This is a genomic window from Tibeticola sp., from assembly GCF_022759015.1.
GTDB classification, from domain to species: Bacteria; Pseudomonadota; Gammaproteobacteria; order Burkholderiales; family Burkholderiaceae_C; genus Tibeticola; species Tibeticola sediminis.
The window spans coordinates 1-22234 of sequence record NZ_JAEMQB010000084.1 but is presented as its reverse complement, the minus strand read 5'-3'; the positions used below and the strand labels follow the sequence as shown (position 1 = coordinate 22234).

The following is a 22234-nucleotide window of genomic DNA, read 5'->3' as shown; positions in this document are numbered from 1 at the left end:
CTTGCGCAGACGTTCGCGCGTGGGCAGGTCCTTGGGCAGCACAATGAGCTGCGAGACATTGGTCTGCGGAAAGGTCTGGTCGAGCGGCAGGTAAAAGCGTGGCACACCCGAACCCACCCACTGGCTCACGGCGGTGACGCCGGGTTCGGCCCGGAGGCGTGCCTCGACCCGCTTGGCGACCGCTTCGTTGGCGGCAAACGAGGTGCCCTCGGGGAACCAAAGGTCCACCAGGATTTCCGGTCGCGAGGAATCCGGGAAAAACTGCTGTTGCACCATGCCCATGCCGACGATGCCCAGCGCAAAGAGAAGGATCGTCGCGCCGATCGTCTTCCAGCGGTGCGTCACGCACCAGGTCACCGCGGCTCGGAAGCGGTTGTAAAAAGGCGAGTCGAAGACCTCGTGGGGTCCGTCGCCGGCAACCGCCCCACCCCCCGCGCCTTCGCCGCTGCCCGCCGCCGCAGCCTTGGGCGGCTGGCGCAGCAGCACCACGCCGAGATAGGGCACGAAATACACCGCGGTCACCCAGCTGATCAGCAGCGCGATGACGGTGACCCCGAAGATGGCAAAGGTGTATTCCCCCACCGAAGAACGCGCAATGCCGATGGGCAGAAAGCCCACGGCGGTGATCAGCGTGCCGGTGAGCATGGGCATGGCGGTGAGCTCGTAGGCAAAGGTCGCTGCGCGCACCTTGTCGTAGCCCTCCTCCATCTTGCGCACCATCATCTCGACGGCAATGATGGCGTCGTCGACCAAGAGGCCGAGCGCAATGATGAGCGAGCCCAGCGAAATCTTGTGCAGCCCGATGTCGAAGTAGCGCATCGCCAGGAAGGTGATGGCCAGAACGAGCGGGATGGTGATCGCGACCACCAGGCCGGGGCGCACGTCGAGCGTGTAGCGCCGCCACAGCGGCAAACCGGCGGCTTCGGCTTTCTTGTGCAGGCCGAGCGAGACGAAACTCACGCCGAGCACGATGACCACCGCCTCGATGAGCACGCGCACGAACTCGTTGACCGAGGTGCTCACCGCGCGCGGCTGGTCCTGGATTTGCACGAGTTTCACACCGGCGGGCAGGCCCTGCTCGATGCGCGCGGCGGCCGCTTTGAGCGCCTTGCCGAGCCGGATGATGTCGCCGCCCTTGGCCATCGAGACGCCGAGCGCAATGCCCTCCTCGCCGTCGTGGCGCACCTTGATTTGCGGCGGATCGACATAGCCGCGGTACACGCGCGCGATGTCGCCCAGCCGCAGTTGCGGCGCCCCGGCGCCCGCCGAAACGGGCGCGCCGCGGATCGGCATGGCGGCAAGGTCTTCGACCGAATTGAACGAACCCGCCACCCGCACCTGCACCACCTCGGAGGGCGTCTGCACCGCGCCGGCGGACTCGACCGCGTTTTGCTGGTTGAGCTGCGCGAGCACGGCGTTGAGGTCGAGCCCAAGCTCGGCCAGGCGCTTTTGCGACAGCTCGATGTAGACCTTCTCGTCCTGCACACCGAACAGTTCGACCTTGGCGACGTCGGGCACGCGCAGCAGCTGGTCGCGCACCTGGTCAGCGAACACCTTGGCCTCGGCGGGGCTGAAGCCTGGCGCTTCGAGCACGTAGATGACGCCGAAGACATCGCCGAATTCGTCGTTGAAGAAGGGCCCGACGACGCCTTGCGGCAGCGTGCCGCGCATGTCGCCGATCTTCTTGCGCACCGTGTACCAGACGTTGGGCACGTCGGACGGGCGCGAGGAGTCCTTGATCTGGAAGATGATCTGCGACTCGCCGGGCTTGGAATAGCTGCGGATGCGATCGGCGTAGGGGACTTCTTGCAGCGTCTTCTCGAGCTTGTAGGTCACCTGCTCGGCCACCTCGCGCGCACTCGCCCCCGGCCAATAGGTGCGCACAACCATCGCGCGGAAGGTGAACGGCGGGTCTTCGTCCTGGCCCAGTTGGAAATACGCGGCAATGCCCAGCAGCATGAGCACGATGAGCAGGAAGCGGGTGAGCGCGTCGTGCTCGATGGCCCAACGCGAGAGGTTGAAAGCCCGTTCCGGGTGGGTGTGGTGAACCATATGCACCTCACCGAGCCACGTCCGAAGCCGCTGCACGCGCAGGCGACGTCTGACTTGCTCCTATTTGAGGAGCAGCCAAGGTCGGATTGGCGCCGGCATTCTGGTACTTTTCCTGATAAACCAGCACTTTCTGGCCGGGCGCGAGCACATGCACCCCGGTCGCCACCACCTGTTGGCCGGGCTTGAGGCCGGCCGTGACGACGACCTCGTTGCCATCGGCCGTGGCGACCTCCACCGGTTGCGACAAGACGGTGCTGCTCTGCGGGTCGTACACCCAGACCGCCGAGTGGCCGGCCTCTTGCCGCAGCGCCGTGGTGGGCAGCTTGATCGCCGCCACCGGCGCGCCGCTGGCCATGGGCGCGGGCAGTACGACCGTCGCCGTCGCCCCGAGGGCGGGCGGCTCCCCGCCTTGCAAAGCCACCTGAACCAGGTAGGTGCGCGTGACCGGGTCGGCCGCCGCGGCAATCTCGCGCACCACCCCTTCGCGCTCCCGCGCTTCGCCCCAGACGCGTACCGTCACGGCCAGGCCGCGACGCACGCTGGAGAGCTTGTCTTCGGGCAGATGAAACACCACGTCTCTCGGGCCATCGACCGCGACGCGAACGACCGGCGCGCCAGCGGCAACCACCTGCCCGACTTCGGCGTCGAGCCCGGTGACGACTCCAGCCGCATCGGCGACGAGCCGGGTGTAGCTGGCTTGGTTGCCCTGCACGCCCAACTGCGCTCGGGCCTGCTGCAGACTGGCTTCGGCCGCCTTCAGCGCGGTTTCGCGGCGCTCGAGTTCAGCTCCGCTGATGAAGTTTTGCTCGCGCAGCGCCTGGTACCGCTTGAAGTCGGCCGCCGCGAGGTCGCGCTGGGTCTGCGCCGCTGCCACCTGCGCGCGTGCAGCCTCGGCCGCGAGCGCGTAGTCGCGCGGATCGATCTCCGCCAGCACCGTGCCCGCAGCCACGCGCTGCCCGAGTTCGACCGAACGGCGGATGATTTTGCCGGCCACCCGAAAGCCCAGCCGCGACTCGACACGCGCACGGACCTCGGCGGCGTATTCGCGCTGCGCGGACAAGGGCGCGACCCCGACCGTGATGAGTTTGACCGTGCGCAGCGGCGGCTCCTCCACGGGCGGCTTGCTGCAGCCGCTCACAGCGCCCAGTGCGAGCGCCGCGCCCAGCGCGAGCCACACGCGCGCGCCGCGCCCGTCCGAAAAAAACAGCGACCGGTGCCGCCCTTGTACTGCTTGCATCTCGTGCTCCCGGAAAACCGATGCGGGAACGGATGCGCACGGCGCCCCGAACCCAGTTACTGACTGACTGGTTAGTAATCTAGAGGAAGACCCCCTCGCCTGTCAAGCGACAATGGAGCACCCATGACTGCCGAACCGCTGGCCCCGCCGGTCACCCATTACGAAAACTTCCCCGTCGCCTCGTGGCTGTGCCCGGCTGCGCTGCGGCCGGCGGTCGCGGCGATTTACGCCTATGCGCGCACGGCGGACGACCTGGCCGACGAGGGCGAGGTCGATGCCGCGACGCGCCTGCAGCGGCTGGCCGAATACCGCGCCGAGTTGCAGGCTGCCGCCGCCGGCAGCCCGCGCCAGAACAGCGCTTGGCCCAAAGTGTTTGCGCCGCTGGCCGCGGTGATGGCGCGACACCGGCTGCCGCTGGCGCCGCTCGAGCATCTGCTCGATGCCTTCGAGCAGGACGTGCGCGCGACACGCGCGGGTGCGGTGCCCGCAGATCTCGACGCGTTGCTCGACTATTGCAGCCGCTCGGCCAACCCGGTCGGACGGCTCATGCTGCACCTCTACGGCATCGACGACCCGGACACGCGGGCGCGCAGCGACGCGGTGTGCAGCGCGCTGCAACTCATCAACTTCTGGCAAGACCTGAGCGTGGATTTGCCGCGCCAGCGCTATTACCTGCCGGCCGACCGCTGCGCGCACCACGGCGTCGACCCGCGGGCGCCCGTGCGCGGCCCGGAGTTCTCAAATTTGATAGCAGAACTGCACCAATTCACGCGGGCAATGCTGCAAAAAGGCGCCCCAATTGCGTTCGAAGTGCCGGGCCGAGCGGGCTGGGAGCTGCGCCTGGTCGTGCAGGGCGCAGCGCGCATGCTCGAGCAGATCGCGACGAGCGGCGACCGCTTGCTCGAGCAGCGCCCGCGGCTGCACGCCCGCGATGTGCCGCGGCTGCTCTGGCGGGCGCTGTGCATGCGGCGTCCGCCACCCTGAGATTCCCTCCGCGCCGCAGCGGTCAAAGGCAATGGGACAATCGGCGCCGTTCCGAAACCCCACCTCGCCTTGCCCGTGAAGCCCGAAGATTACGTTCAGCAAAAAGCCGTCGCCTCGGGCAGCAGCTTTTATTACGCGTTTTTGTTTCTGAGCCCCGAGCGGCGCGCGGCGATCACGGCGTTTTACGCCTTCTGCCGCGAGGTGGACGACGTGGTCGATGAAGTGCATGAGCCCAACGTCGCGGCGGCGAAATTGGCTTGGTGGCAGAGGGAAGTCCACCAAACTTTTGCCGGCCGGCCAAGCCACCCGGTGATGCGCGCCCTCAGCCCCCATATCGCCCCGTATGGCCTGACCGAGGCACCGCTGCAGGCCGTGATCGAAGGCTGTCGCATGGACCTCACGCAAACGCGCTACCTCGACGAAGCGGCTCTGTCCCGCTACTGCCACCTCGTCGCCGGCGTGGTGGGCGAGGTCGCCGCACGCATCTTCGGCCAAACCGACCCCGCGACCACGGCCTACGCGCACACGCTGGGCCAGGCGCTGCAGCGCACCAATATCCTGCGCGATGTGGGCGAGGACGCGCTGCGCGGGCGGATTTACCTGCCCATCGACCATTTGCAGCGCTTCGACGTGAAGGCCCAAGAGATCCTCCAGCGCCAGCACTCGGACCGTTTCGCCGCGCTGATGCGCTTCGAGGCCGAGCGCGCGCATGCGCTCTACGACGAGGCGCTGGCCCAATTGCCCGCAGCCGACCGACGCGCGCAAAAGCCCGGGCTCATGATGGCGAGCATCTACCGCGATTTGCTGCGCGCCATCGAGCGCGAGGGTTTTCGCGTGCTCGATCAGCGCATCGCGCTCACACCCTTGCGCAAGTTCTGGCTCGCCTGGAAGATGCAGGCGCTCGGGCGCATGTGATGGCCGCGCCAGGCTCGCCCGCTCGCGTGGCCATCGTCGGCGCCGGCTGGGCCGGGCTGGCTGCAGCCGTCCATGCCACGCAGGCGGGCCACGCCGTCACCCTGTTCGAAGCCGCGCGCCAGGTCGGAGGCCGCGCGCGCCGCGTCGAACGCACAACCGAGCCCGGCGCCAGCCTCACGCTCGACAACGGCCAGCACATCCTGATCGGCGCGTACACCGAGACGCTTGCGCTGATGCGCACGGTCGGCGTCTCGCCCGAGGCGGTGCTGCTCCGCCGTCCGCTCGCGCTGCGCGACGCCAACGGCGAGGGTGTGGCGCTGCCCGACCTGCCCGCGCCTTGGAATGCGCTGATGGGCATCGCCCGTGCACGGGGCTGGAGCCTGCGCGAGCGGTGCTCGCTGCTCACGCGCGCGGCGCGCTGGCGGCTCGCGGCGTTTCGCTGTGCACCCAACGCCACCGTGGCCGACCTCGCGCGCGGCTTGCCGCCTCGGGTGCAGGAGCGCTTCATCGAGCCGCTGTGCGTCTCGGCCCTCAACACCGCCGCACACGAAGCCAGCGGCGCGGTGTTCCTGCGGGTGCTGCAAGACGCCTTGTTCGCACCCGCGCCCGCCCCCGGCATGCGCGCGAGCGACCTGCTGCTGCCGCGCGTGGACTTGGGCCGGCTGTTTCCCGACGCCGCCGTCGACTGGCTGCGTGCGCGCGCTCAGACGCTGCGCCTGGGCGCGCGCGTGCAAACCCTCGCGCCGGAAGGCCATGGGGCAGCCCCCACCCAGCCGAGATGGCAGCTCGACGGTGCGGTTTTCGATCAGGTGATCCTCGCCTGCCCCTCCATCGAAGCCGCGCGACTCGTGCATACCGCTGCGGCGCACAGCCCCAGCGCTACCGAAGCCGCCACCCTGGAGCGCTGGGCCCGCAGCGCGAAAGCCCTGCGCGCGACCGCCATCACGACCGTCTATGCACGATGGCCATCCAACTCCGCCGGCGCAGGCGCCGCCCCGCCTGCCCTGCCCGAGCCCATGCTGGCGCTGCGCAGCGGCGCTGGAGCTCCGGCGCAATTCGTCTTCGACCGCGTCGCACTGGGCGGGCCCGCGGGTCTGTACGCTTTCGTCGTGAGCGACAGCCGCGGCGAGCGCGCCGACATCGAGGCCGCCGTGCTCGCGCAGGCGCGCGACCAGTTGGGCCTGAGGCTCGAGCCCGTCGCCACGCTCACCGAGCGGCGCGCCACCTTCGCCTGCACGCCGGATCTCGAGCGCCCGAGCGCCCGCATTGCCCCGGGTCTGTGGGCCGCAGGTGACTACGTCGCCGGCCCCTACCCCGCAACACTCGAAGGCGCGGTCCGAAGCGGCGCCGCGGCGGCGTGCTTGATTGATTTCGGGCAACGCTGAACAAGTCCCTCGCGCGCCATCGCAGGAACTGGTTCAGCGTTGCCTTCGGTCAAATTCCAAGCCCCCGCCAGGCTGTGCAAACCGGGCGCCGCGCGCTAGCATGAACCCGGCTGGCATCCGACGCCAGACCGAAAGGCCCGCCCATGAGCACTCCCAAACTCGCTGCCCTGTTTCGCGCCGCGGTCGCGGCACAAGCTTCCGACCTGTTCCTGATCGCCTACGCCCCACCCCGGCTGCGCGTTCAAATGCGCGCGGCCCCGATTCCGGGCTACCCCGCGCTCACCGCGGCCGAAGTCGATGGGCTTGCCCGTTCGCTGCTCACGCCGGCCCAGTCGGCCGCGTTCGACGCGCAGCAAGAGTTCAACCTCGCCTGGGACGAAGCCGGCGTCGGACGCTTTCGCATCAACCTATTCCGCGAACGTGGCCATGTCGGCATGGTGGCGCGGCACATCCGCGACACGGTGCCCCCAACGGAAACCCTCGGCCTGCCCGCGACGGTGCGCGAGTTGTCGCTGCTGCCGCGCGGACTCGTGCTCATCGTCGGTGCCGCGGGTTCCGGCAAAAGCACGACCCTGGCCGCTTTGGTGCGCGAACGGGCGCGTCGGCGAGCCGGTCACATCCTGACGGTGGAAGACCCGATCGAATACCTGCATGAGCACGATCAAAGCACCGTGGTGCAGCGCGAAGTCGGCTTCGACACCCAAAACTTCGGCGAAGCCATGCGCAATGCCATGCGGCAAGCGCCCGATGTGATCGTGCTTGGCGAAATTCGCGACCGGGAGAGCATGGAGCAAGCCCTCAACTACAGCGAAACCGGGCAGCTCTGCCTCTCGACGATGCACGCGGCCAACGCGGCGCAGGCCATCAAACGCATCATCAACTTTTTCCCCGAGCATCGACACGCGCAAGTGCGGCTCGACCTGTCGATGAACCTCCAAGCGATCCTCTCGCAGCGCCTGCTGCCCCCAGCCAGCGACAGCGAGGGCCCTGTGCTGTGTACCGAGTTGATGTTGCGCTCGGCCCATATCGCGGACCTGATCGAAAAGGGCGAGGTCGACGAACTGCGCGTGGCGATCGAGAAAAACGCCGCACTCGGCATGCACACCTTCGACCAGGATCTGTTGCGGCTGGTGCAAAGCGGACGCATCACCCTCGAAACCGCCCTCGAGCACGCGGACTCTCGAACCGACCTCAGCCTGCGCCTGCGGGTGCGCAGCGCCCACGACCCGCAGGCGGTCTGAGGCACGTCAAGCCTCGGTCGCGAGCGCCGCTCAGCGCGCGGGCCGCAGCAGGGCCGAGGCTGCCGGGCTGCGGTTGCGCGCAGGCAGCAGGATGAGCACGAGGGCCAGCAGAATCAGCGGCAGCGCGAGCATCACCCAACCATCGAGATGCTCGCCGCCGATCAGGGCGCCCAAAAGCAAGGCGACCGCCGGGTTGACGAAGCTGTAGCTGCCCGCGAGCGCTGCCGAGGTGTGCTGGAGCAACCACAGATAGGCATTGAGCGTCACCAGCGTTCCGAGCAGCAGCAGCAGGTACAACCAGGCGCTCAGGGTTTCGAGGCTCCAGTGCGCCGGATCGGGCACCGGCTCGAACGCGAAGGCCATCGCGGCGCAGACCAAGCCCACGACCAGCCACTGCACCGCAGCGCCAACGCCCGGCGTGGGCTGTTCGAGCCGGCGGCTGGCATGAGAGCCCAGACTCCAGGCGAGCGGCGCGCCAAACGCCAGCAAAGCGCCCAGCGGCGTCGCCGAAAAATCGCGCTCGAGCGCGAGCAGCACCGCACCGAGCACGCCCAGCACCAAGTCGGTTCAGGTCCGCCGCGAAACCGGCGCGCCGCCGATGCGGCTCCAGAGTGTCAGCCACAACGGCATGGTGGTCACCACCGTCGCCATCAGGCCCGAGCCGATGCCTGCGCGTTGTGCAAACACGACGAAATTCATCGCCAAACTGACCATGAACCCACCCACGATCAGACGGATGCGAGACTTCTTACGGCCATGAGCGTCGACAGCCGTCGTTCTTACGCCGACATTGGCCACGAAGTGGGTCTCTCCACCGCTGCCGTGCACGAGCGGGTGAGGAAACTCGTCGAGCGCGGGGTGATCCGGCGCTTTTCGCTCAGCGTCGATCCGCTGGCGCTGGGCCTCGGTTTCACCGCCTTCGTGATGATTCGCAACGACGGCGGCGTGCACTGCCGCGAGGTTGCCCCGCGTCTGCGCGAGATGCCCGAGGTGCAGGAACTGCACAGCGTCGCCGGCGAATACGACTTCCTGGCCAAGATACGCACCAGCCACGCCCGAGCCCTCGAAGACGTGCTCTACGCCATCAAGGCCATCCCCGGCGTCGCCCGCACGACCAGCACGGTGGTCCTCAACACCGAGTTCGAGGATCGGCCGCTGCGCTTGCCCCGCGCCAAGTCGTCCGAAAACTCCTAAAAAGAGAGCACTAAACGACCGTTTTACGCTGGCCTGTGACGCTTTTCTTTACGAAAGCAGCGCGCAGAGCTGCCGCAGGTCCGTCACGACGGCGTGTGGCCGGCGCGTCGGATCGGGCCAAGCCAAGCCCGTGCGATTGACCCAGGCGAGTTGCATCCCGGCGTCGAGCGCCCCGCGGCCGTCGAGTTCCGCGTCGTCCCCCACATGCAAAACGGCCTCGGGCGGCACCCCTGCTGCGGCGGCACCGGCCAGAAAAATCCGCCGGTCGGGCTTGCCGTAGCCAATCTCGCGCGCGCTGACGGCGGCGCAAAAACGGTGCCCGATGCCGATGCGGTGCACGCATGCATTGCCGTTCGACAAGGCTACGACCGGATAGCGCGCCGAGAGCAGCTCGAGCGCGTCGATCGCATCGGCAAAGAAGTCCACGCGGTGACGCTCCTCGAGAAAAACCTCGAAAGCCGCCTCCGCCAAAGCCACATCCTCACCGGCGCGGCGCAACAGCGCGCGCAGCGCCTCCAGACGCAGCGCGCCCAGGTCGTGCGCCAGATCGGGCCGTTCCGCCTCGACCGCCAGGCGCATCGCGCGGGTCACGCCCGGCTGGCTCGCGAGCGCGCCAGCCGCCGGGGCGTGGCGCACCAGCCAGGCCGTCAGCGCCTGCTCCGCGCGGGAAATCGTGGGCCAAATCGGCCACAAGGTGTCGTCGAGGTCGAGCGTGATGGCGCGAATCCGGCCGACGTCGAGGCCCACGCCCGCCATGGCACCGCTCGGGCCGAGTCCCTCGGGCGCAGGTGCGGGCGCCGGGCGGCGGCAGCCGCAGGGGAGAAGTTCAGGGGAATCCGAGCTTGTCATGGGTGGGCGAGAATACCGCATGCGCTTTCGCCCCGAACCCCCTTACACCCACGGCCAGCCGCCGCGCACCGCCGTGCTGCTGTGCAACCTCGGCACGCCCGAAGCACCGAGCGCCAGCGCCTTGCGCCGCTACCTCGCGCAGTTCCTCGCCGACCCGCGGGTGGTGGAGATCCCCAAGCCCATCTGGTGGCTGATCCTGCACGGCATCATCCTGCGGGTGCGGCCGAAGAAGTCCGCCGCCAAGTACGCCAGCATCTGGATGCCCGAGGGCTCGCCGCTGAAGGTCTGGACCGAGCGGCAAGCGACGAAGCTCAGCGGCTGGCTGGGCAAGCGCGGCCACCAGCTGACGGTGCGCTACGCCATGCGCTACGGCAACCCATCGGTGGCCGCCGAGCTCGACCGCCTCAAGGCCGAGGGCGCGACGCGCATCCTGATCCTGCCAGCCTACCCGCAATACAGCGGCACCACCACCGCCAGTGTGTTCGACGCCGTCTACGCCTGGGCCGCGCGCACGCGCAACATCCCCGAGCTGCGCTTCGTCAACCGCTACCACGACGACCCCGGCTACATCGCCGCGCTCGCGCAGCGCATCCGCGCGCACTGGCAAAGCCACGGCCAGCCCGACAAGCTGGTGATGAGCTTTCACGGCGTTCCTGCACGCACGCTGCAGCTCGGCGACCCCTACCACTGCGAATGCCACAAAACGGCGCGACTGCTCGCCACAGAGCTCGGCCTGGAAGCCTCGCAGTGGCAACTGACCTTCCAATCGCGCTTTGGCAAGGCCAAATGGCTCGAGCCCTATACCGAGCCCACGCTGGTGGCGCTCGCGCAAAGCGGCGTCAAGCATGTGCAGGTGGTCTGCCCCGGCTTCACCAGCGACTGCCTCGAGACGCTCGAGGAAATCAACCAGGAAGGGCGGGAAGCCTTCCTGCACGCGGGTGGGCAAACCTTCGAATACATCCCCTGTCTCAACGACAGCGACGCCTGGATCACCGCACTCGCCGAGCTCGCCGAACGGCATCTCGCCGGCTGGCCCACGCGGGAGTTACCCGACCCCGCCGCGCTCGCCGCCCAGCGCGCAGCCGCGCTGGCCTTGGGGGCGAAGCTGTAGCGTGCGCTGCCCCATGGACCGCTGACCGCCGCCACAATCGCCGCATGGAACGACTGCGCATCGACAAATGGCTGTGGGCCGCGCGCTTCTACAAGACCCGCTCGCTGGCCGTGGAAGAAATCGACAAAGGCCGCGTGCAAGTCAATGGCCTCGTGGCCAAGCCCGCACGCGAGGTCAAACCCGGCGACACCGTGCAGCTGCGCCAGGGATCGGTGCAGCGCACCGTCGTCGTCCGCGGCATCAGCGCCCAGCGCGGGCCGGCCAGCGTGGCGCAAGCCCTGTACGAAGAAACGCCCGAGAGCATTGCCGAGCGCGAGCGCGCCGCTGAACAACGCCGCCTCGCGCCCGAACCCGCGCTCGGTATCGCACACGCACGGCCGACCAAACGCGACCGCCGCGCACTCGACAAGGCCCGATGGAACGGACGCTGGAGCGCGTCGATCGACGAGTGAGACTGCGCCCGGGATCGAGCCGGAAAAACAAAAGCCCCGATGCATGAGCAGTCGGGGCTTTTCCTTTTTGGCGGAGACGGAGGGATTCGAACCCTCGATGCACGTTTTAGCGCGCATACTCCCTTAGCAGGGGAGCACCTTCGGCCTCTCGGTCACGTCTCCAATCCCGCCATTATGCCAGAGCACGGCGGCTCGGCGGCGGGAACCTTATTCGGCGTCGAGGCCGAATGCGCGATGCAGGGCCCGCACGGCGAGTTCCATGTATTTCTCGTCGATGACGACCGAGGTCTTGATCTCGGAGGTGGAGATCATCTGGATGTTGATGCCCTCTTCCGAGAGGCTGCGGAACATGGTGCTGGCCACGCCGACGTGGCTGCGCATGCCGATGCCGACGATGGACACTTTGCAAATCTTCGCGTCCCCCAACACTTCCTGCGCGCCCAGGGCAGGCGCCACTTTTTCCTTCAGCAGGTCCATGGTGCGGGCGTAATCGTTGCGGTGCACGGTGAAGCTGAAGTCGGTCCGCCCCTCTTTGCCGACATTCTGGATGATCATGTCCACCTCGATGTTGGCGTCAGCGACGGCGCCGAGGATTTGGGCAGCAATGCCGGGCTTGTCGGGCACGCCCAGAACGGAGATTTTCGCTTCGTCGCGGTTGAACGCGATTCCCGAGACTACGGCTTGTTCCATGTCTTCATCTTCCTCAAAAGTAATCAGGGTTCCCGAGCGGGCCTCTTCTTCGATGGGGATGTCCCACGGTGTGAAACTCGACAACACACGCAGCGGCACCTTGTATTTACCGGCAAACTCGACCGAGCGAATCTGCAGCACCTTCGAGCCGAGGCTGGCCATTTCGAGCATTTCCTCGAAGCTGATCGAGTGCAGCCGCCGAGCCTCGGGGACGATGCGCGGATCGGTGGTGTAAACGCCGTCCACGTCGGTGTAGATCAAGCATTCATCGGCCTTGAGCGCTGCGGCCACCGCCACGGCCGAGGTGTCCGAGCCGCCACGGCCCAAGGTCGTGATGTTGCCGGCCTCGTCCACGCCCTGAAAACCGGTGACGATGACGACCTTGCCAGCGGCCAGATCGGCACGCACCCGCGCGTCGTCGATCGAGTCGATGCGCGCTTTGGTGTAGGCGCTATCGGTGCGGATCGGAACCTGCCAGCCCGCGTAGCTGACGGCTTCGAGGCCCTCGGCTTGCAAGGCGATCGCCAGTAGCGCGCTCGAGGCTTGCTCTCCAGTGGCCGCCAGCATGTCGAGTTCACGGTAGTACGCGGTGTCGGGCCGCTCGGGAGCGAGTTCCTTGGCCAGGCCGAGCAGGCGGTTGGTCTCGCCGCTCATGGCGCTCGGAACGACGACCATCTGGTGGCCGGCGCGGGCCCACTTGGCCACGCGCTTGGCGACGTTGCGGATGCGCTCGGTCGAGCCCATCGACGTGCCGCCGTATTTGTGAACGATCAATGACATGGTGCTTGCAAGCTGCGAATAAGTAGGGAGGATTCCGGCGCCATCCAGACGCGAAGCGGCGGGCAGGCGCCACGATCCACGCGGCGCCAGGTCGCGAGGCCGTCACGCGCCGCAGACGAAGCCGCTGCCGGTGAGCTTAGGGCAACGCTGAACAAGTCCCACGCGCGTCGCGCATCCCGGCTGCGGGCGGTCTGCGTCGTTGCAAATCCTCGCCATAGCTTGAGCTATGGCTGCGGTTTGCGCCTCGCATCCCATCCCGCGGCCGGGCGCGCGCCATGGCGGAAACTTATTCAGCGTTGCCTTAGATGACGGCGCCGTGCCGCTCCCGATTGTATCGGCCCGTCCTGACCGGACCTGACGAGGTCGAGGCGCTTAGCTTTCTTCGGACATCCACACCAGACAGTCGCCGCGGCGCTCCGCCAGCCCTCGGCCGACGCGAATCCGCAGTCCATGGCCGCGCGTGCTGCAGTGGGCAATCTGCCTCGAGAGTTCGGACAGCTGCGCGGCCGTCGGCGTGGTGCCATGCCGGGTCCGCAGCCAGAACCGCAAGAGGTTGCGGCGGCGCGGCTCCGAGAGCAAGCGCAGCGCTGCGAGGGCGGGCGGATCGCCCACGCGCTCGAGGTCTTCGCGCGCGAGTTCCTCGAGCAGACCTTGCGCCTCGGCTGCGTGGCGGGCGCTGCGCGCAAAGAGCACTCGAAACTGCGGCAGGCTCGCATCGAGCGCCGGCAAAACCGTGGCCCGCAGACGGTTGCGCAGGTACTGCGGGTCGGCGTTGGTCGGGTCCTCGATCCAGCGCACGCCCCGGCAGCGCAGCCACTCGCGGATCGCCCCCGCAGGCACTTCCAACAGCGGGCGGTGCCAGCGCAGGCCCGAGCGCTCGGCCACCGCGGGCATGGCCGCCAAGCCGGGCAGGCCCGCCCCACGCGAGAGCGCAATCAGCAGGGTTTCCACCTGGTCGTCGGCGTGGTGCGCCAGCGCTATATCTTCAATAGCATCCAGCGACCGAATGGCGCTGGCAATCCGCCGAATTTCTTCATATCGGGCGCGCCGGGCAGCGTCTTCGGGGCTCTCGCCGCAGCGGTGCCGGGCGTCGACGCGGCCCACGCTCAGCGGCACGCCGATCTGGGCGCAAAAGGCACGGCACGCCTGCTCGAACGCATCGGCCGCGGGCTGCAAGCCGTGGTGGACGTGGATCGCGTGGACCCGGCCTGGCCAGCGCTGGGCGCACGCGAGCAGCAAAGCCGTCGAATCGGCCCCACCGCTGTAGGCCACGGCCAGCGGCAGCCGCGGCTGAAAGCGCGCCAGGGCGACATCGACCGCGGTGTTCATCGTCGATGAACCTAAATCCGACAGTTGGGCGCGCCCGGGCGGGCCGTCATCGGGCGCGCGGGCAAGGCGCAAACCACAGCCATGGCGGGTGCCATGGCGAGGATTTGCAACGCCGCCCCCGCGCCCGAGGGCGGCTCGAACGGGTGCGCAGCGCTCACCCAAGCGGCGAACGGCTTTTGCACCCAAAACGGTTCAAACATCAACACCTTGCATTCAGCTCAAAGCGGTCAACTGCCGGATTTAGGATGAACGGCGCGCGCCGGCAGTCGGACGCCAGGAGCGGCCGCCGCCTCAGCGTCGTTCGGCCTTGGTGTCGGTGAAGCGGCCATAGCTCATCAGGCGCGCGTAGCGCCGGTCGAGCAGGTCTTTGGTCTTGAGGTCGGCGAGTTGGCGCCAGGCTTCGGCCAAGGCGCGCTTGAGGAAGGCGGCCATCTGCTTGGGGTCGCGGTGCGCCCCGCCCACGGGTTCATTGACGATTTTGTCGACCAGGCCCAACGCTTTGAGGCGATGCGCGGTGATGCCCAGGGCCGCGGCGGCCTCCTCGGCCTTGTCGGCGGTCTTCCACAGGATCGACGCACAGCCCTCGGGACTGATGACCGAGTAGACCGCGTACTGCAGCATCAAGACCTGGTCGCCGACCGAGATCGCCAGCGCGCCGCCCGAGCCGCCTTCGCCGATGATGGTGGTGACGATCGGCACTTCGAGCTGCGCCATCTCGAAGATGTTGCGGCCGATGGCCTCGGACTGGCCGCGCTCCTCGGCGTCGATGCCGGGGTAGGCGCCCGGTGTGTCGACAAAGGTGAACACCGGCAGCCCGAACTTCTCCGCGGTTTTCATGAGGCGCAGCGCCTTGCGATAGCCCTCGGGCTTGGTCATGCCGAAATTGCGCAACGCGCGCTCTTTGGTGTCACGGCCTTTTTGGTGGCCGATCACCATGCACGGCATGCCGTTGAACCGGGCCAGCCCGCCGACGATCGAGAGGTCGTCGGCGAAATGCCGGTCGCCGTGCATTTCGGTGAAGTCGGTGAAGATTTCCGAAACATAGTCGAGCGTGTAGGGACGCTCGGGGTGGCGCGCAATCTTCGTGATCTGCCACGGCGTGAGGTCGGAGTAGATGTCCTTCGTCAGCTGCTGGCTCTTTTTGCTGAGCTGCTCGATTTCTTCGGAAATGTCCACCGCCGACTCGCTCTGGACATAGCGCAATTCCTCGATCTTGCTTTCGAGCTCTGCGATCGGCTGCTCGAAGTCGAGATAGGTCTTCTTGGCCAAGGCCGTTCTCCTCGTGAATTCGGGTGTTGGAGCCCCGGGTGGATCGGACGCTGCAGGCCGCCGAGGTCGGCGCCGCGCCCTGCGGCCACCCCAGAACGCATTCAGTAGGAAACGGGGTGGGGATCCAAAGCGCGCCAAATATACCAAGTCGCCACGCTGCGGTAAGGCGCCCAGGCGGCGGCCACCTCGCGGGCATCGCTGCGGCTCACCGATTCGCCGGAAAAATAGTTTTCACTGATGCCGCGGATGAGCCCGACGTCGTCGAGCGGCAGCACGTCGGGCCGCAAGAGGTGAAAAATCAAAAACATCTCGGCCGTCCAGCGGCCCACGCCGCGAATCGCAATCAGTTCGCGGATGATGGCTTCGTCGTCCATCTGGGGCCAAGCCTCGACGTGTAGCGCGCCCGAGTCGAAATGCAGCGCCAGGTCGATCAGGTATTCCACCTTGCGCGCGGACAGGCCTGCGGCGCGCATGTCGTCGACGCGCATGCGCAAGACCGCGCGCGGCGTCACCTCGTCTGCAAGCGCTTTGAAGCGGTCCCAGACCGACTGCGCGGCCTTGACCGAAATTTGCTGGCCGATGATCGAACGCGCCAGCGTGCCGAACGCGTCGCCGCGGGATTCGAGGCAGGCATCACCAAACCGCGGAATCAGGCGCTTGAGCACCCGGTCCTTGCGCATGAGGTGGCGCGTCGCTTCGTCCCAGTATGCGGGCTTGACGCAAGGCGACAGGCCCCCAACCGCGTCCGCCACCGGGCCCGCCGCGGGAACCCGCAGGGGTGCATCCAAGTCGTCTCGGGACGTCATGGCGCCGCCACTTCCCAAGTGGTTCCCGAGGCAGCGTCTTTGAGAACCACGCCGGCGGCGGCCAGCTCGGCGCGGATGGCATCGGCCTGCGCAAAGTCGCGGCGCGCCTTGGCTGCGGCGCGCGCCGCGATGCGCTCCTCCACCCACGCGGCGTCGATCGACTGCGCCGCGCCGCCACTTTGCAGAAAACGCCGCGGCTCGTCTTGCAGCACGCCCAGCCCACCCCCGAGCGCCTGAAGCAAGCCGCTGCGCGCGCCGGCGCGCGTGCGGTTCACTTCGCCGGCGAGGTCGAACAACACCGCAACGGCCTCGGGCGTGCCGAAGTCTTCGTCCATCGCAGCCTTGAAACGCGCGGCGTGCGGTTCGCTCCAGTCGATGGCAGCCAAGGGCTCGGGCGGCACGGCGTCGAGCGCGGTGTAGAGCCGCTTGAGCGCCGCGCGCGCATCGGCCAGATGCGCATCGCTGTAGTTGAGCGGGCTGCGGTAGTGGCTGCGCACCACGAAGAAGCGCACGGTTTCGGCGTCGAACCGCTGGAGCACATCGCGGATGGTGAAAAAGTTGCCGAGCGACTTCGACATCTTCTCGTTGTCGACGTTGATGAAGCCGTTGTGCATCCAGAAGCGCGCCAGCGGTTTGCCGTGCGCGCCCTCGCTTTGCGCAATCTCGTTTTCGTGGTGCGGAAACTGCAGATCGGCGCCGCCTCCGTGGATGTCGAAGGTCTCACCGAGCAGCGCGCAGCTCATCGCCGAGCATTCGATGTGCCAGCCCGGTCGCCCGCGCCCGTAGGGATGTGCGGGCTCGACGGTGTCGCTCCACTTGGCCTCTTCCGGCTCCTCGGGTTTGGCGGCTTTCCAAAGCACGAAGTCGAGCGGATCTTCCTTGCCCGCGGCCACCGCGACGCGCTCGCCCGCATGCAGTTCATCGAGCGACTTGCCCGAGAGCTTGCCGTAGCCGGCAAAACGCCGCACCGCAAAGTTGACGTCGCCGCCCTCGCCGCGATAGGCGAGCCCCTTGTCTTCCAGCGTGTGGATCAGTGAGAGCATCTGTGGCACATAGTCCGTGGCGCGCGGCTCGAAGCTCGGGCGCTCGACCCCGAGCGCATCGGCGTCTTCGTGCAGCGCCGCGATCATGCGGTCGGTGAGGCTGCGCAAGGTCTCGCCGTTTTCCAGCGCGCGACGGATGATCTTGTCATCGATGTCGGTGATGTTGCGCACATAAGTGACGCGATAGCCCGAAGTGCGCAGCCAGCGCTGCACCACGTCGAAGGCGATCATCGAGCGCGCATGGCCGAGGTGGCAGAAGTCATAGACCGTCATGCCGCAGACATACATGCGCACATGGCCGGGTTCGAGCGGCTCGAACGGCTCGAGCGCACGCGCGAGCGTGTTGTAAATGCGTAGGCTCATGGAAAAGTCGGAAAACAAAAAAGGCGCCTGCACGGCCGGCGGCGCCGAGATCACGGTGCAGCGCACGCGCGCAAGGCGACCCGTGATGGGTGGCTACAATCGTTTCAGTATACCGACGGCCAGGCCCTTGGGCTGGCTCCAGTTCGACGCCACATCCTCCCAAATCCATGAACGTCAACCCAAACGCGATGCTTACACGCTTTTTGCGCCGCGCGTCGCTGAGCGTCCTCGTGCTCGCGCTCACCGCCCCCTACGCCTGGGCCGATGAGGCCAGCGACGTGACCCAGCTGCTGCGTGCGGGCAAAAGCTCCGAGGCGCTCGCCCGCGTCGACCAGGCCTTGACGGCCAAGCCCGGCGATCCGCGCCTGCGCTTCCTTAAGGGGGTCGTGCTGACCGAAATGGGAAAAACCGCGGACGCGATCAACGTCTTCGTCAAGCTCACCGAGGACTATCCCGAGCTGCCCGAGCCCTACAACAACCTCGCCGTGCTCTACGCCGCGCAGAACCAGTACGACAAGGCGCGTGCCGCGCTGGAAATGGCCATCCGCACCAACCCGAGCTACGCCACCGCGCACGAAAACCTCGGCGACGTCTACGCCCGGCTGGCCAGCCAGGCCTACAGCAAGGCGCTGCAGCTCGATGCCAGCAACACCGCCGTCCAGCCCAAGCTCGCCCTGATCCGCGAACTGTTCGCGCCGGCGCCCAAAGGCGCTGCAGCACCCGCCAAACAGCCGCCAGCCAGTGCAAAAACGGCTTCGGCTGCAGCCAAGCCCGCCCCTGCCGCGCCGGCAGCATCCGCCGTCGCGCCTGTGCCGGCGCCAGCGGCCAGCGCCGCGGCGAAGACGGCCCCAGCAGCCACGGGATCGGCTTCGACCGCAGCGGCCCCGAGCGCCGCGCCCGCCCCGGAAGCGCGTGCGGTCGAAGCCGCCGTGCGCGCCTGGGCCACGGCATGGGCCTCGAAGGACCTCGGCAAGTATTTCTCGGCCTATGCGCCGCAATTCGAGACGCCGGGGAAGAAGCCACGCAAGTCCTGGGAGGAAGAGCGCCGCAGCCGCATCCTGGGCAAGTCGCGGATCGAAGTCCGCATCGAGGACCTCAAGGTGTCCGTCGACGGGTCGAAGGCCAGCGCGCAATTCCGCCAGGATTACCGGGCCGATGGCTTGCACGTCACCAGCCGCAAGCGGCTGGACCTCGTGAAGTCCGGCGACCGCTGGCTCATCGTGCGCGAGACGACCGGCGATTGAGCGCCGCCGTCGCCGCGTGCCGCATCGCACGCGACTTCACACATTTTTCCGGGATTGCCGGCATGAAATGGTCGCTGATCGCTATTTCTTTAATAGCGACCTTGACGTTCGTCACCCAAGCTTCGGCGCGCAGCGAGCGGGCTGCGGCTCGGGCACACGCGTCAGCGCCCTCTGCGGCATCGCCGCGCGCGCCGTCCAAGACCGAAGCCCGGCCCAGTGGTGACGCGGAAGCCCGTCTGATGGCCGTCTACCGCCTGATCGGCCGTGCCGAAACGCGCGCCGCGCTCGAAGCCGCGCAGCAGCTGGTCAACGACTATCCGGACTTTCAACTCGCTCAGCTGGTCTACGGCGACTTGCTCAGCAGCCGTGTGCGGCCAGTGAGCCGCTTCGGTGACGTTCCCGACACAGCCGAGCGGGCTGCCCCTGAAGCCTTGAGTGATTTGCGCGAAGAGTCGCGTCAGCGTCTGCGCGCGCTGCGCGAGCGGCCGCCACCCGGCAAGATTCCGAGCAACTTCGTGGCGCTCTCGCCGCGTACGCGCCACGCCATCGCGATCGATACCTCGCGTTCGCGGCTGTATTTGTTCGAGAACACGGCCGAGCAGGGTCTGCGGCTGGTCGCGGACTATTACATCTCGGTGGGCAAGCTCGGTGTCGACAAGCAGGCCGAGGGCGACCAGCGCACCCCGCTGGGCGTCTACTACATCACCAGCAACCTGGACCCGCGCAGCCTCAAAGACTTCTACGGCTCCGGTGCCCTGCCGATCAACTACCCCAACCCGATCGACCAACTGCGGGGTCGCTCGGGCAACGGGATCTGGCTACACGGCACGCCGCCGGGTCAGTACGCGCGCGCACCGCAGGCTTCGGATGGCTGCATCGTGCTCGCCAACACCGACCTCAACCACATCATCCGCACGGTCGAGGTTCGCTCCACCCCCGTGGTGATCGCCCGCCAGCTGCATTGGGCGTCCCCGCAGACGCTACGGGCCGAGATCAAGGGCTTCGAGGACACGCTCAGGGCCTGGCGCACGGCGAAAAGCAGCGGCGATGTTCAGCGGGTGCTCGCGTTCTATGCCCCGGAGTTTCGCAACTACAAGCGCACACTGCCCGAGTGGATGCCCGCCCTCGCGCAGGAGGTCGCTGCCACGCGGGGACGTGAAATCGAACTCAAAGACTTGAGTTATCTGCATTGGACCGACAGCGACGACATCATGGTGACCACCTTCGGTGAAGTCGTCGCCGGCGCCCGAATCGGGCCCGTAAAGCGCCAGTATTGGGTGCGTCGCGGTACCCACTGGAAAATCATTTTCGAAGGAGTCATCGGATGAAGCCGTTTTCCCACCTCGATACGCCCCACTTCGGCCGCCGCGCGCTGCTGCTGGCCGCAGCGAGCCTTGCCACGCTGGGCGCTGCTGCAGCGCGGGCCGCGACGCCCGCGCCGCGGGTGCGCTTTTCCACCAACCTGGGCGCGTTCACGGTCGAGCTCGACCCGGCCAAAGCGCCTGTGACGGTCGAAAACTTCATCGCCTATGTCCGCGCCGGGCACTACGACGGCACCGTCTTTCACCGCGTCATCGACGGCTTCATGATCCAGGGTGGCGGCTACGACGCGCAATACGCGCAGAGGCCCACGCGCCCACCGATCCAGCTCGAAGCGAACAACGGCCTCAAAAACCAGCGCGGCACAATTGCGATGGCGCGCACGGCCAACCCGAATTCGGCCACGGCACAGTTTTTCATCAATGTCGTGGACAATCCCAACCTCGACGCGCCGCGGCCGGACGGCTACGGTTATGCCGTGTTCGGACGCGTCGTCGAAGGCATGGACGTGATCGACCGCATCCGCAGCGTACCGACGGGCCCCGGCGGCCCGTTCGGCCGCGATGTACCGCGCACGCCCGTCGTCATCCAATCCGCCACCCTTCTGAACTGAGCCCCCCATGAGCAACCCTCAAGTCGAACTGCACATCAAAGACCACGGCGTCATCACCCTCGAACTCGACGCCGAACGCGCGCCCAAGACGGTCGAGAACTTTCTCAACTACGTGCGCAAAGGCCACTACGACGGCACGCTGTTTCACCGCGTCATCCCGGGCTTCATGATCCAGGGCGGCGGCATGGAGCCGGGCATGAAGCAAAAGGCAACCGACGCCCCGATCGAAAACGAGGCCAACAACGGCCTGAAGAACGACACCTACACCATTGCCATGGCCCGCACCAGCGCGCCGCACTCGGCCACGGCCCAGTTTTTCATCAACGTGGCGAACAACGACTTCCTCAACCACACGGCGCCGAGCGCGCAGGGCTGGGGCTATGCGGTCTTCGGCAAGGTGATCGCGGGCCAGGAGATCGTCGACGCGATCGCCAAGGTCAAGACCGGCAACAAGGCCGGACATGCCGACGTGCCCGTCACCGACGTGGTGATCGAGCGCGCGATCGTGAAGGAATAAAACCAGCCATGCAGGCTCCGGCGATGGCCGACCTCGACGCCCGCGCCGAGTGGCGTGCCGTCGACTTCATCGCCGACCTGCACCTGGAGGCCGCCGCAGCGCGCACCTTTACCGTCTGGCGCGACTATCTGCACCGGACGACGGCCGACGCCGTCTTCATCCTCGGCGACTTGTTCGAGGTCTGGGTGGGCGACGACCTGGCCGAAACCGACGCCTTCGCGCGCGACTGTGCGGAGGTGCTCTCGGAGGCGACGGCCCACCGCCCGGTGTATTTCATGCCGGGCAACCGGGACTTTCTCGTCGGCCCCGCGTGGTTCGCCCGCACCGGCGTGCGGCCGCTGGCCGACCCGACGGTGCTCCACTTCGGCGGCAGGCGCTGGCTGCTCTCGCACGGCGACGCGCTCTGCACCGGCGACACCGCCTACCAAGCGTTTCGCGCCGAGGTGCGCGCGCACCCATGGCAACAGGCCTTTCTGGCCCAGCCGATCGACGCGCGACTCGCCCTGGCCCGGGCGCTGCGCGCGCAGAGCGCCGAACGCCAACGCGCGCTTGCCGCCGACGCGTTGGCCGAGGTGGACGCGCAAGCCGCCTGCGCCTGGCTCGAAGCCGCCGACGCACCGGTGCTGATCCACGGCCATACGCATCGCCCCGCGGTTCACACCCTGCCGTGCCGCACGAGCTCAGCCTCTCGCATCGTTCTGAGCGACTGGGACTTCGACGCCGAGCCCGCGCGCGGGTCGGTGCTGCGGGTCGAACGCAGCGGCCAGTGGCAGCGCATCGCGCTTTGAACCATGATCGCCTGGCTTGAGCCGCTCAAGCGCTTGGTCGCCACGGCGGGCG

General features: G+C 67.6%; 23 protein-coding genes and 1 tRNA gene. 12 read left to right on the top strand and 12 right to left on the bottom strand.

Features of this window, described 5'->3' with window-relative positions:
• On the bottom strand, window positions 1-2052 hold a 2052-nt coding region (locus JHC36_RS05235; RefSeq protein WP_287916710.1), incomplete at its 3' end, for an efflux RND transporter permease subunit.
• A 7-nt stretch (window positions 2053-2059) separates the two neighbouring features.
• On the bottom strand, window positions 2060-3289 hold the full coding sequence (locus JHC36_RS05230; RefSeq protein WP_287916708.1) for an efflux RND transporter periplasmic adaptor subunit: 1230 nt from the start codon (window positions 3287-3289) through the stop codon (window positions 2060-2062).
• Between the two features lie 123 nt (window positions 3290-3412).
• Here JHC36_RS05230 and hpnC point away from each other — a divergent pair, with 123 nt between their 5' ends.
• From hpnC to JHC36_RS05210, 4 genes are all read left to right on the top strand, one after another.
• Complete coding sequence (gene hpnC / locus JHC36_RS05225; RefSeq protein ID WP_287916705.1) at window positions 3413-4273, top strand: squalene synthase HpnC; 861 nt, start codon at window positions 3413-3415, stop codon at window positions 4271-4273.
• 75 nt (window positions 4274-4348) lie between these two features.
• Window positions 4349-5188, top strand: coding sequence for a presqualene diphosphate synthase HpnD (hpnD, locus tag JHC36_RS05220; RefSeq protein ID WP_124219755.1), 840 nt, complete (start codon window positions 4349-4351; stop codon window positions 5186-5188).
• Window positions 5188-6573, top strand: coding sequence for a hydroxysqualene dehydroxylase HpnE (gene hpnE / locus JHC36_RS05215; protein WP_287916700.1), 1386 nt, complete (start codon window positions 5188-5190; stop codon window positions 6571-6573). The genes hpnD and hpnE overlap by 1 nt, the downstream gene beginning before the upstream one ends.
• 143 nt (window positions 6574-6716) lie before the next feature.
• Window positions 6717-7814, top strand: a complete 1098-nt coding sequence (locus JHC36_RS05210) for a PilT/PilU family type 4a pilus ATPase (protein WP_287916697.1) — start codon at window positions 6717-6719, stop codon at window positions 7812-7814.
• A gap of 30 nt (window positions 7815-7844) precedes the next feature.
• Here JHC36_RS05210 and JHC36_RS05205 read toward each other — a convergent pair whose 3' ends face one another.
• A complete protein-coding gene (locus tag JHC36_RS05205; protein ID WP_287916695.1) occupies window positions 7845-8372 on the bottom strand; it encodes an EamA family transporter in 528 nt (175 codons plus the stop codon).
• Window positions 8373-8381: 9 nt separating this feature from the next.
• The gene (locus JHC36_RS05200; RefSeq protein ID WP_287916693.1) at window positions 8382-8528 is read right to left on the bottom strand and encodes a hypothetical protein; all 147 of its coding nucleotides are present in this window, start codon (window positions 8526-8528) and stop codon (window positions 8382-8384) included.
• 42 nt (window positions 8529-8570) lie between these two features.
• Here JHC36_RS05200 and JHC36_RS05195 point away from each other — a divergent pair, with 42 nt between their 5' ends.
• Complete coding sequence (locus JHC36_RS05195) at window positions 8571-9008, top strand: Lrp/AsnC family transcriptional regulator (protein WP_287916690.1); 438 nt, start codon at window positions 8571-8573, stop codon at window positions 9006-9008.
• 48 nt (window positions 9009-9056) lie between these two features.
• Here the strand turns inward: JHC36_RS05195 and JHC36_RS05190 are convergent, their stop codons facing one another.
• Window positions 9057-9764 (bottom strand): HAD family hydrolase, encoded by a 708-nt coding sequence (locus JHC36_RS05190; RefSeq protein ID WP_124219767.1) that lies wholly within the window; start codon window positions 9762-9764, stop codon window positions 9057-9059.
• A 112-nt stretch (window positions 9765-9876) separates the two neighbouring features.
• On the opposite strand from JHC36_RS05190, the gene hemH reads away from it, so the two are divergent.
• Together hemH and JHC36_RS05180 are read left to right on the top strand one after the other, a co-directional pair.
• Window positions 9877-10968 (top strand): ferrochelatase, encoded by a 1092-nt coding sequence (hemH, locus tag JHC36_RS05185; RefSeq protein WP_287916685.1) that lies wholly within the window; start codon window positions 9877-9879, stop codon window positions 10966-10968.
• A 44-nt stretch (window positions 10969-11012) separates the two neighbouring features.
• Entirely contained in the window at window positions 11013-11420 is a 408-nt protein-coding gene (locus JHC36_RS05180) for an RNA-binding S4 domain-containing protein (RefSeq protein WP_287916682.1), read from the top strand.
• A gap of 68 nt (window positions 11421-11488) precedes the next feature.
• Here JHC36_RS05180 and JHC36_RS05175 read toward each other — a convergent pair.
• The 7 genes from JHC36_RS05175 to cysS form a co-directional block, all read right to left on the bottom strand.
• Window positions 11489-11582, bottom strand: a tRNA-Ser gene (locus JHC36_RS05175).
• Between the two features lie 45 nt (window positions 11583-11627).
• Window positions 11628-12890, bottom strand: a complete 1263-nt coding sequence (locus JHC36_RS05170) for an aspartate kinase (RefSeq protein ID WP_287916679.1) — start codon at window positions 12888-12890, stop codon at window positions 11628-11630.
• Window positions 12891-13262: 372 nt separating this feature from the next.
• Window positions 13263-14219 (bottom strand): tRNA lysidine(34) synthetase TilS, encoded by a 957-nt coding sequence (tilS, locus tag JHC36_RS05165; protein WP_287916677.1) that lies wholly within the window; start codon window positions 14217-14219, stop codon window positions 13263-13265.
• An 11-nt stretch (window positions 14220-14230) separates the two neighbouring features.
• The gene (locus JHC36_RS05160) at window positions 14231-14419 is read right to left on the bottom strand and encodes a hypothetical protein (RefSeq protein ID WP_287916674.1); all 189 of its coding nucleotides are present in this window, start codon (window positions 14417-14419) and stop codon (window positions 14231-14233) included.
• Window positions 14420-14510: 91 nt separating this feature from the next.
• Window positions 14511-15488, bottom strand: coding sequence for an acetyl-CoA carboxylase carboxyltransferase subunit alpha (locus tag JHC36_RS05155; protein WP_287916671.1), 978 nt, complete (start codon window positions 15486-15488; stop codon window positions 14511-14513).
• A gap of 101 nt (window positions 15489-15589) precedes the next feature.
• On the bottom strand, window positions 15590-16294 hold the full coding sequence (locus JHC36_RS05150) for a DNA-3-methyladenine glycosylase family protein (RefSeq protein ID WP_287916668.1): 705 nt from the start codon (window positions 16292-16294) through the stop codon (window positions 15590-15592).
• Window positions 16291-17700 carry a cysteine--tRNA ligase gene (gene cysS, locus JHC36_RS05145; protein WP_287916667.1) on the bottom strand — a complete coding sequence of 470 codons (1410 nt, stop codon included), beginning with the start codon at window positions 17698-17700 and terminating at the stop codon, window positions 16291-16293. The genes JHC36_RS05150 and cysS overlap by 4 nt, the downstream gene beginning before the upstream one ends.
• A 167-nt stretch (window positions 17701-17867) precedes the next feature.
• On the opposite strand from cysS, the gene JHC36_RS05140 reads away from it, so the two are divergent.
• From JHC36_RS05140 to JHC36_RS05120, 5 genes are all read left to right on the top strand, one after another.
• Window positions 17868-18944 carry a tetratricopeptide repeat protein gene (locus tag JHC36_RS05140; protein WP_287916664.1) on the top strand — a complete coding sequence of 359 codons (1077 nt, stop codon included), beginning with the start codon at window positions 17868-17870 and terminating at the stop codon, window positions 18942-18944.
• Between the two features lie 62 nt (window positions 18945-19006).
• A complete protein-coding gene (locus JHC36_RS05135; RefSeq protein WP_287916662.1) occupies window positions 19007-20272 on the top strand; it encodes a L,D-transpeptidase family protein in 1266 nt (421 codons plus the stop codon).
• On the top strand, window positions 20269-20877 hold the full coding sequence (locus tag JHC36_RS05130) for a peptidylprolyl isomerase (RefSeq protein WP_287916659.1): 609 nt from the start codon (window positions 20269-20271) through the stop codon (window positions 20875-20877). The genes JHC36_RS05135 and JHC36_RS05130 overlap by 4 nt, the downstream gene beginning before the upstream one ends.
• Before the next feature lie 7 nt (window positions 20878-20884).
• Entirely contained in the window at window positions 20885-21394 is a 510-nt protein-coding gene (locus JHC36_RS05125; protein ID WP_287916656.1) for a peptidylprolyl isomerase, read from the top strand.
• 8 nt (window positions 21395-21402) lie between these two features.
• Window positions 21403-22182 (top strand): UDP-2,3-diacylglucosamine diphosphatase, encoded by a 780-nt coding sequence (locus JHC36_RS05120; RefSeq protein WP_287916653.1) that lies wholly within the window; start codon window positions 21403-21405, stop codon window positions 22180-22182.
• Window positions 22183-22234: the final 52 nt, after the last annotated feature.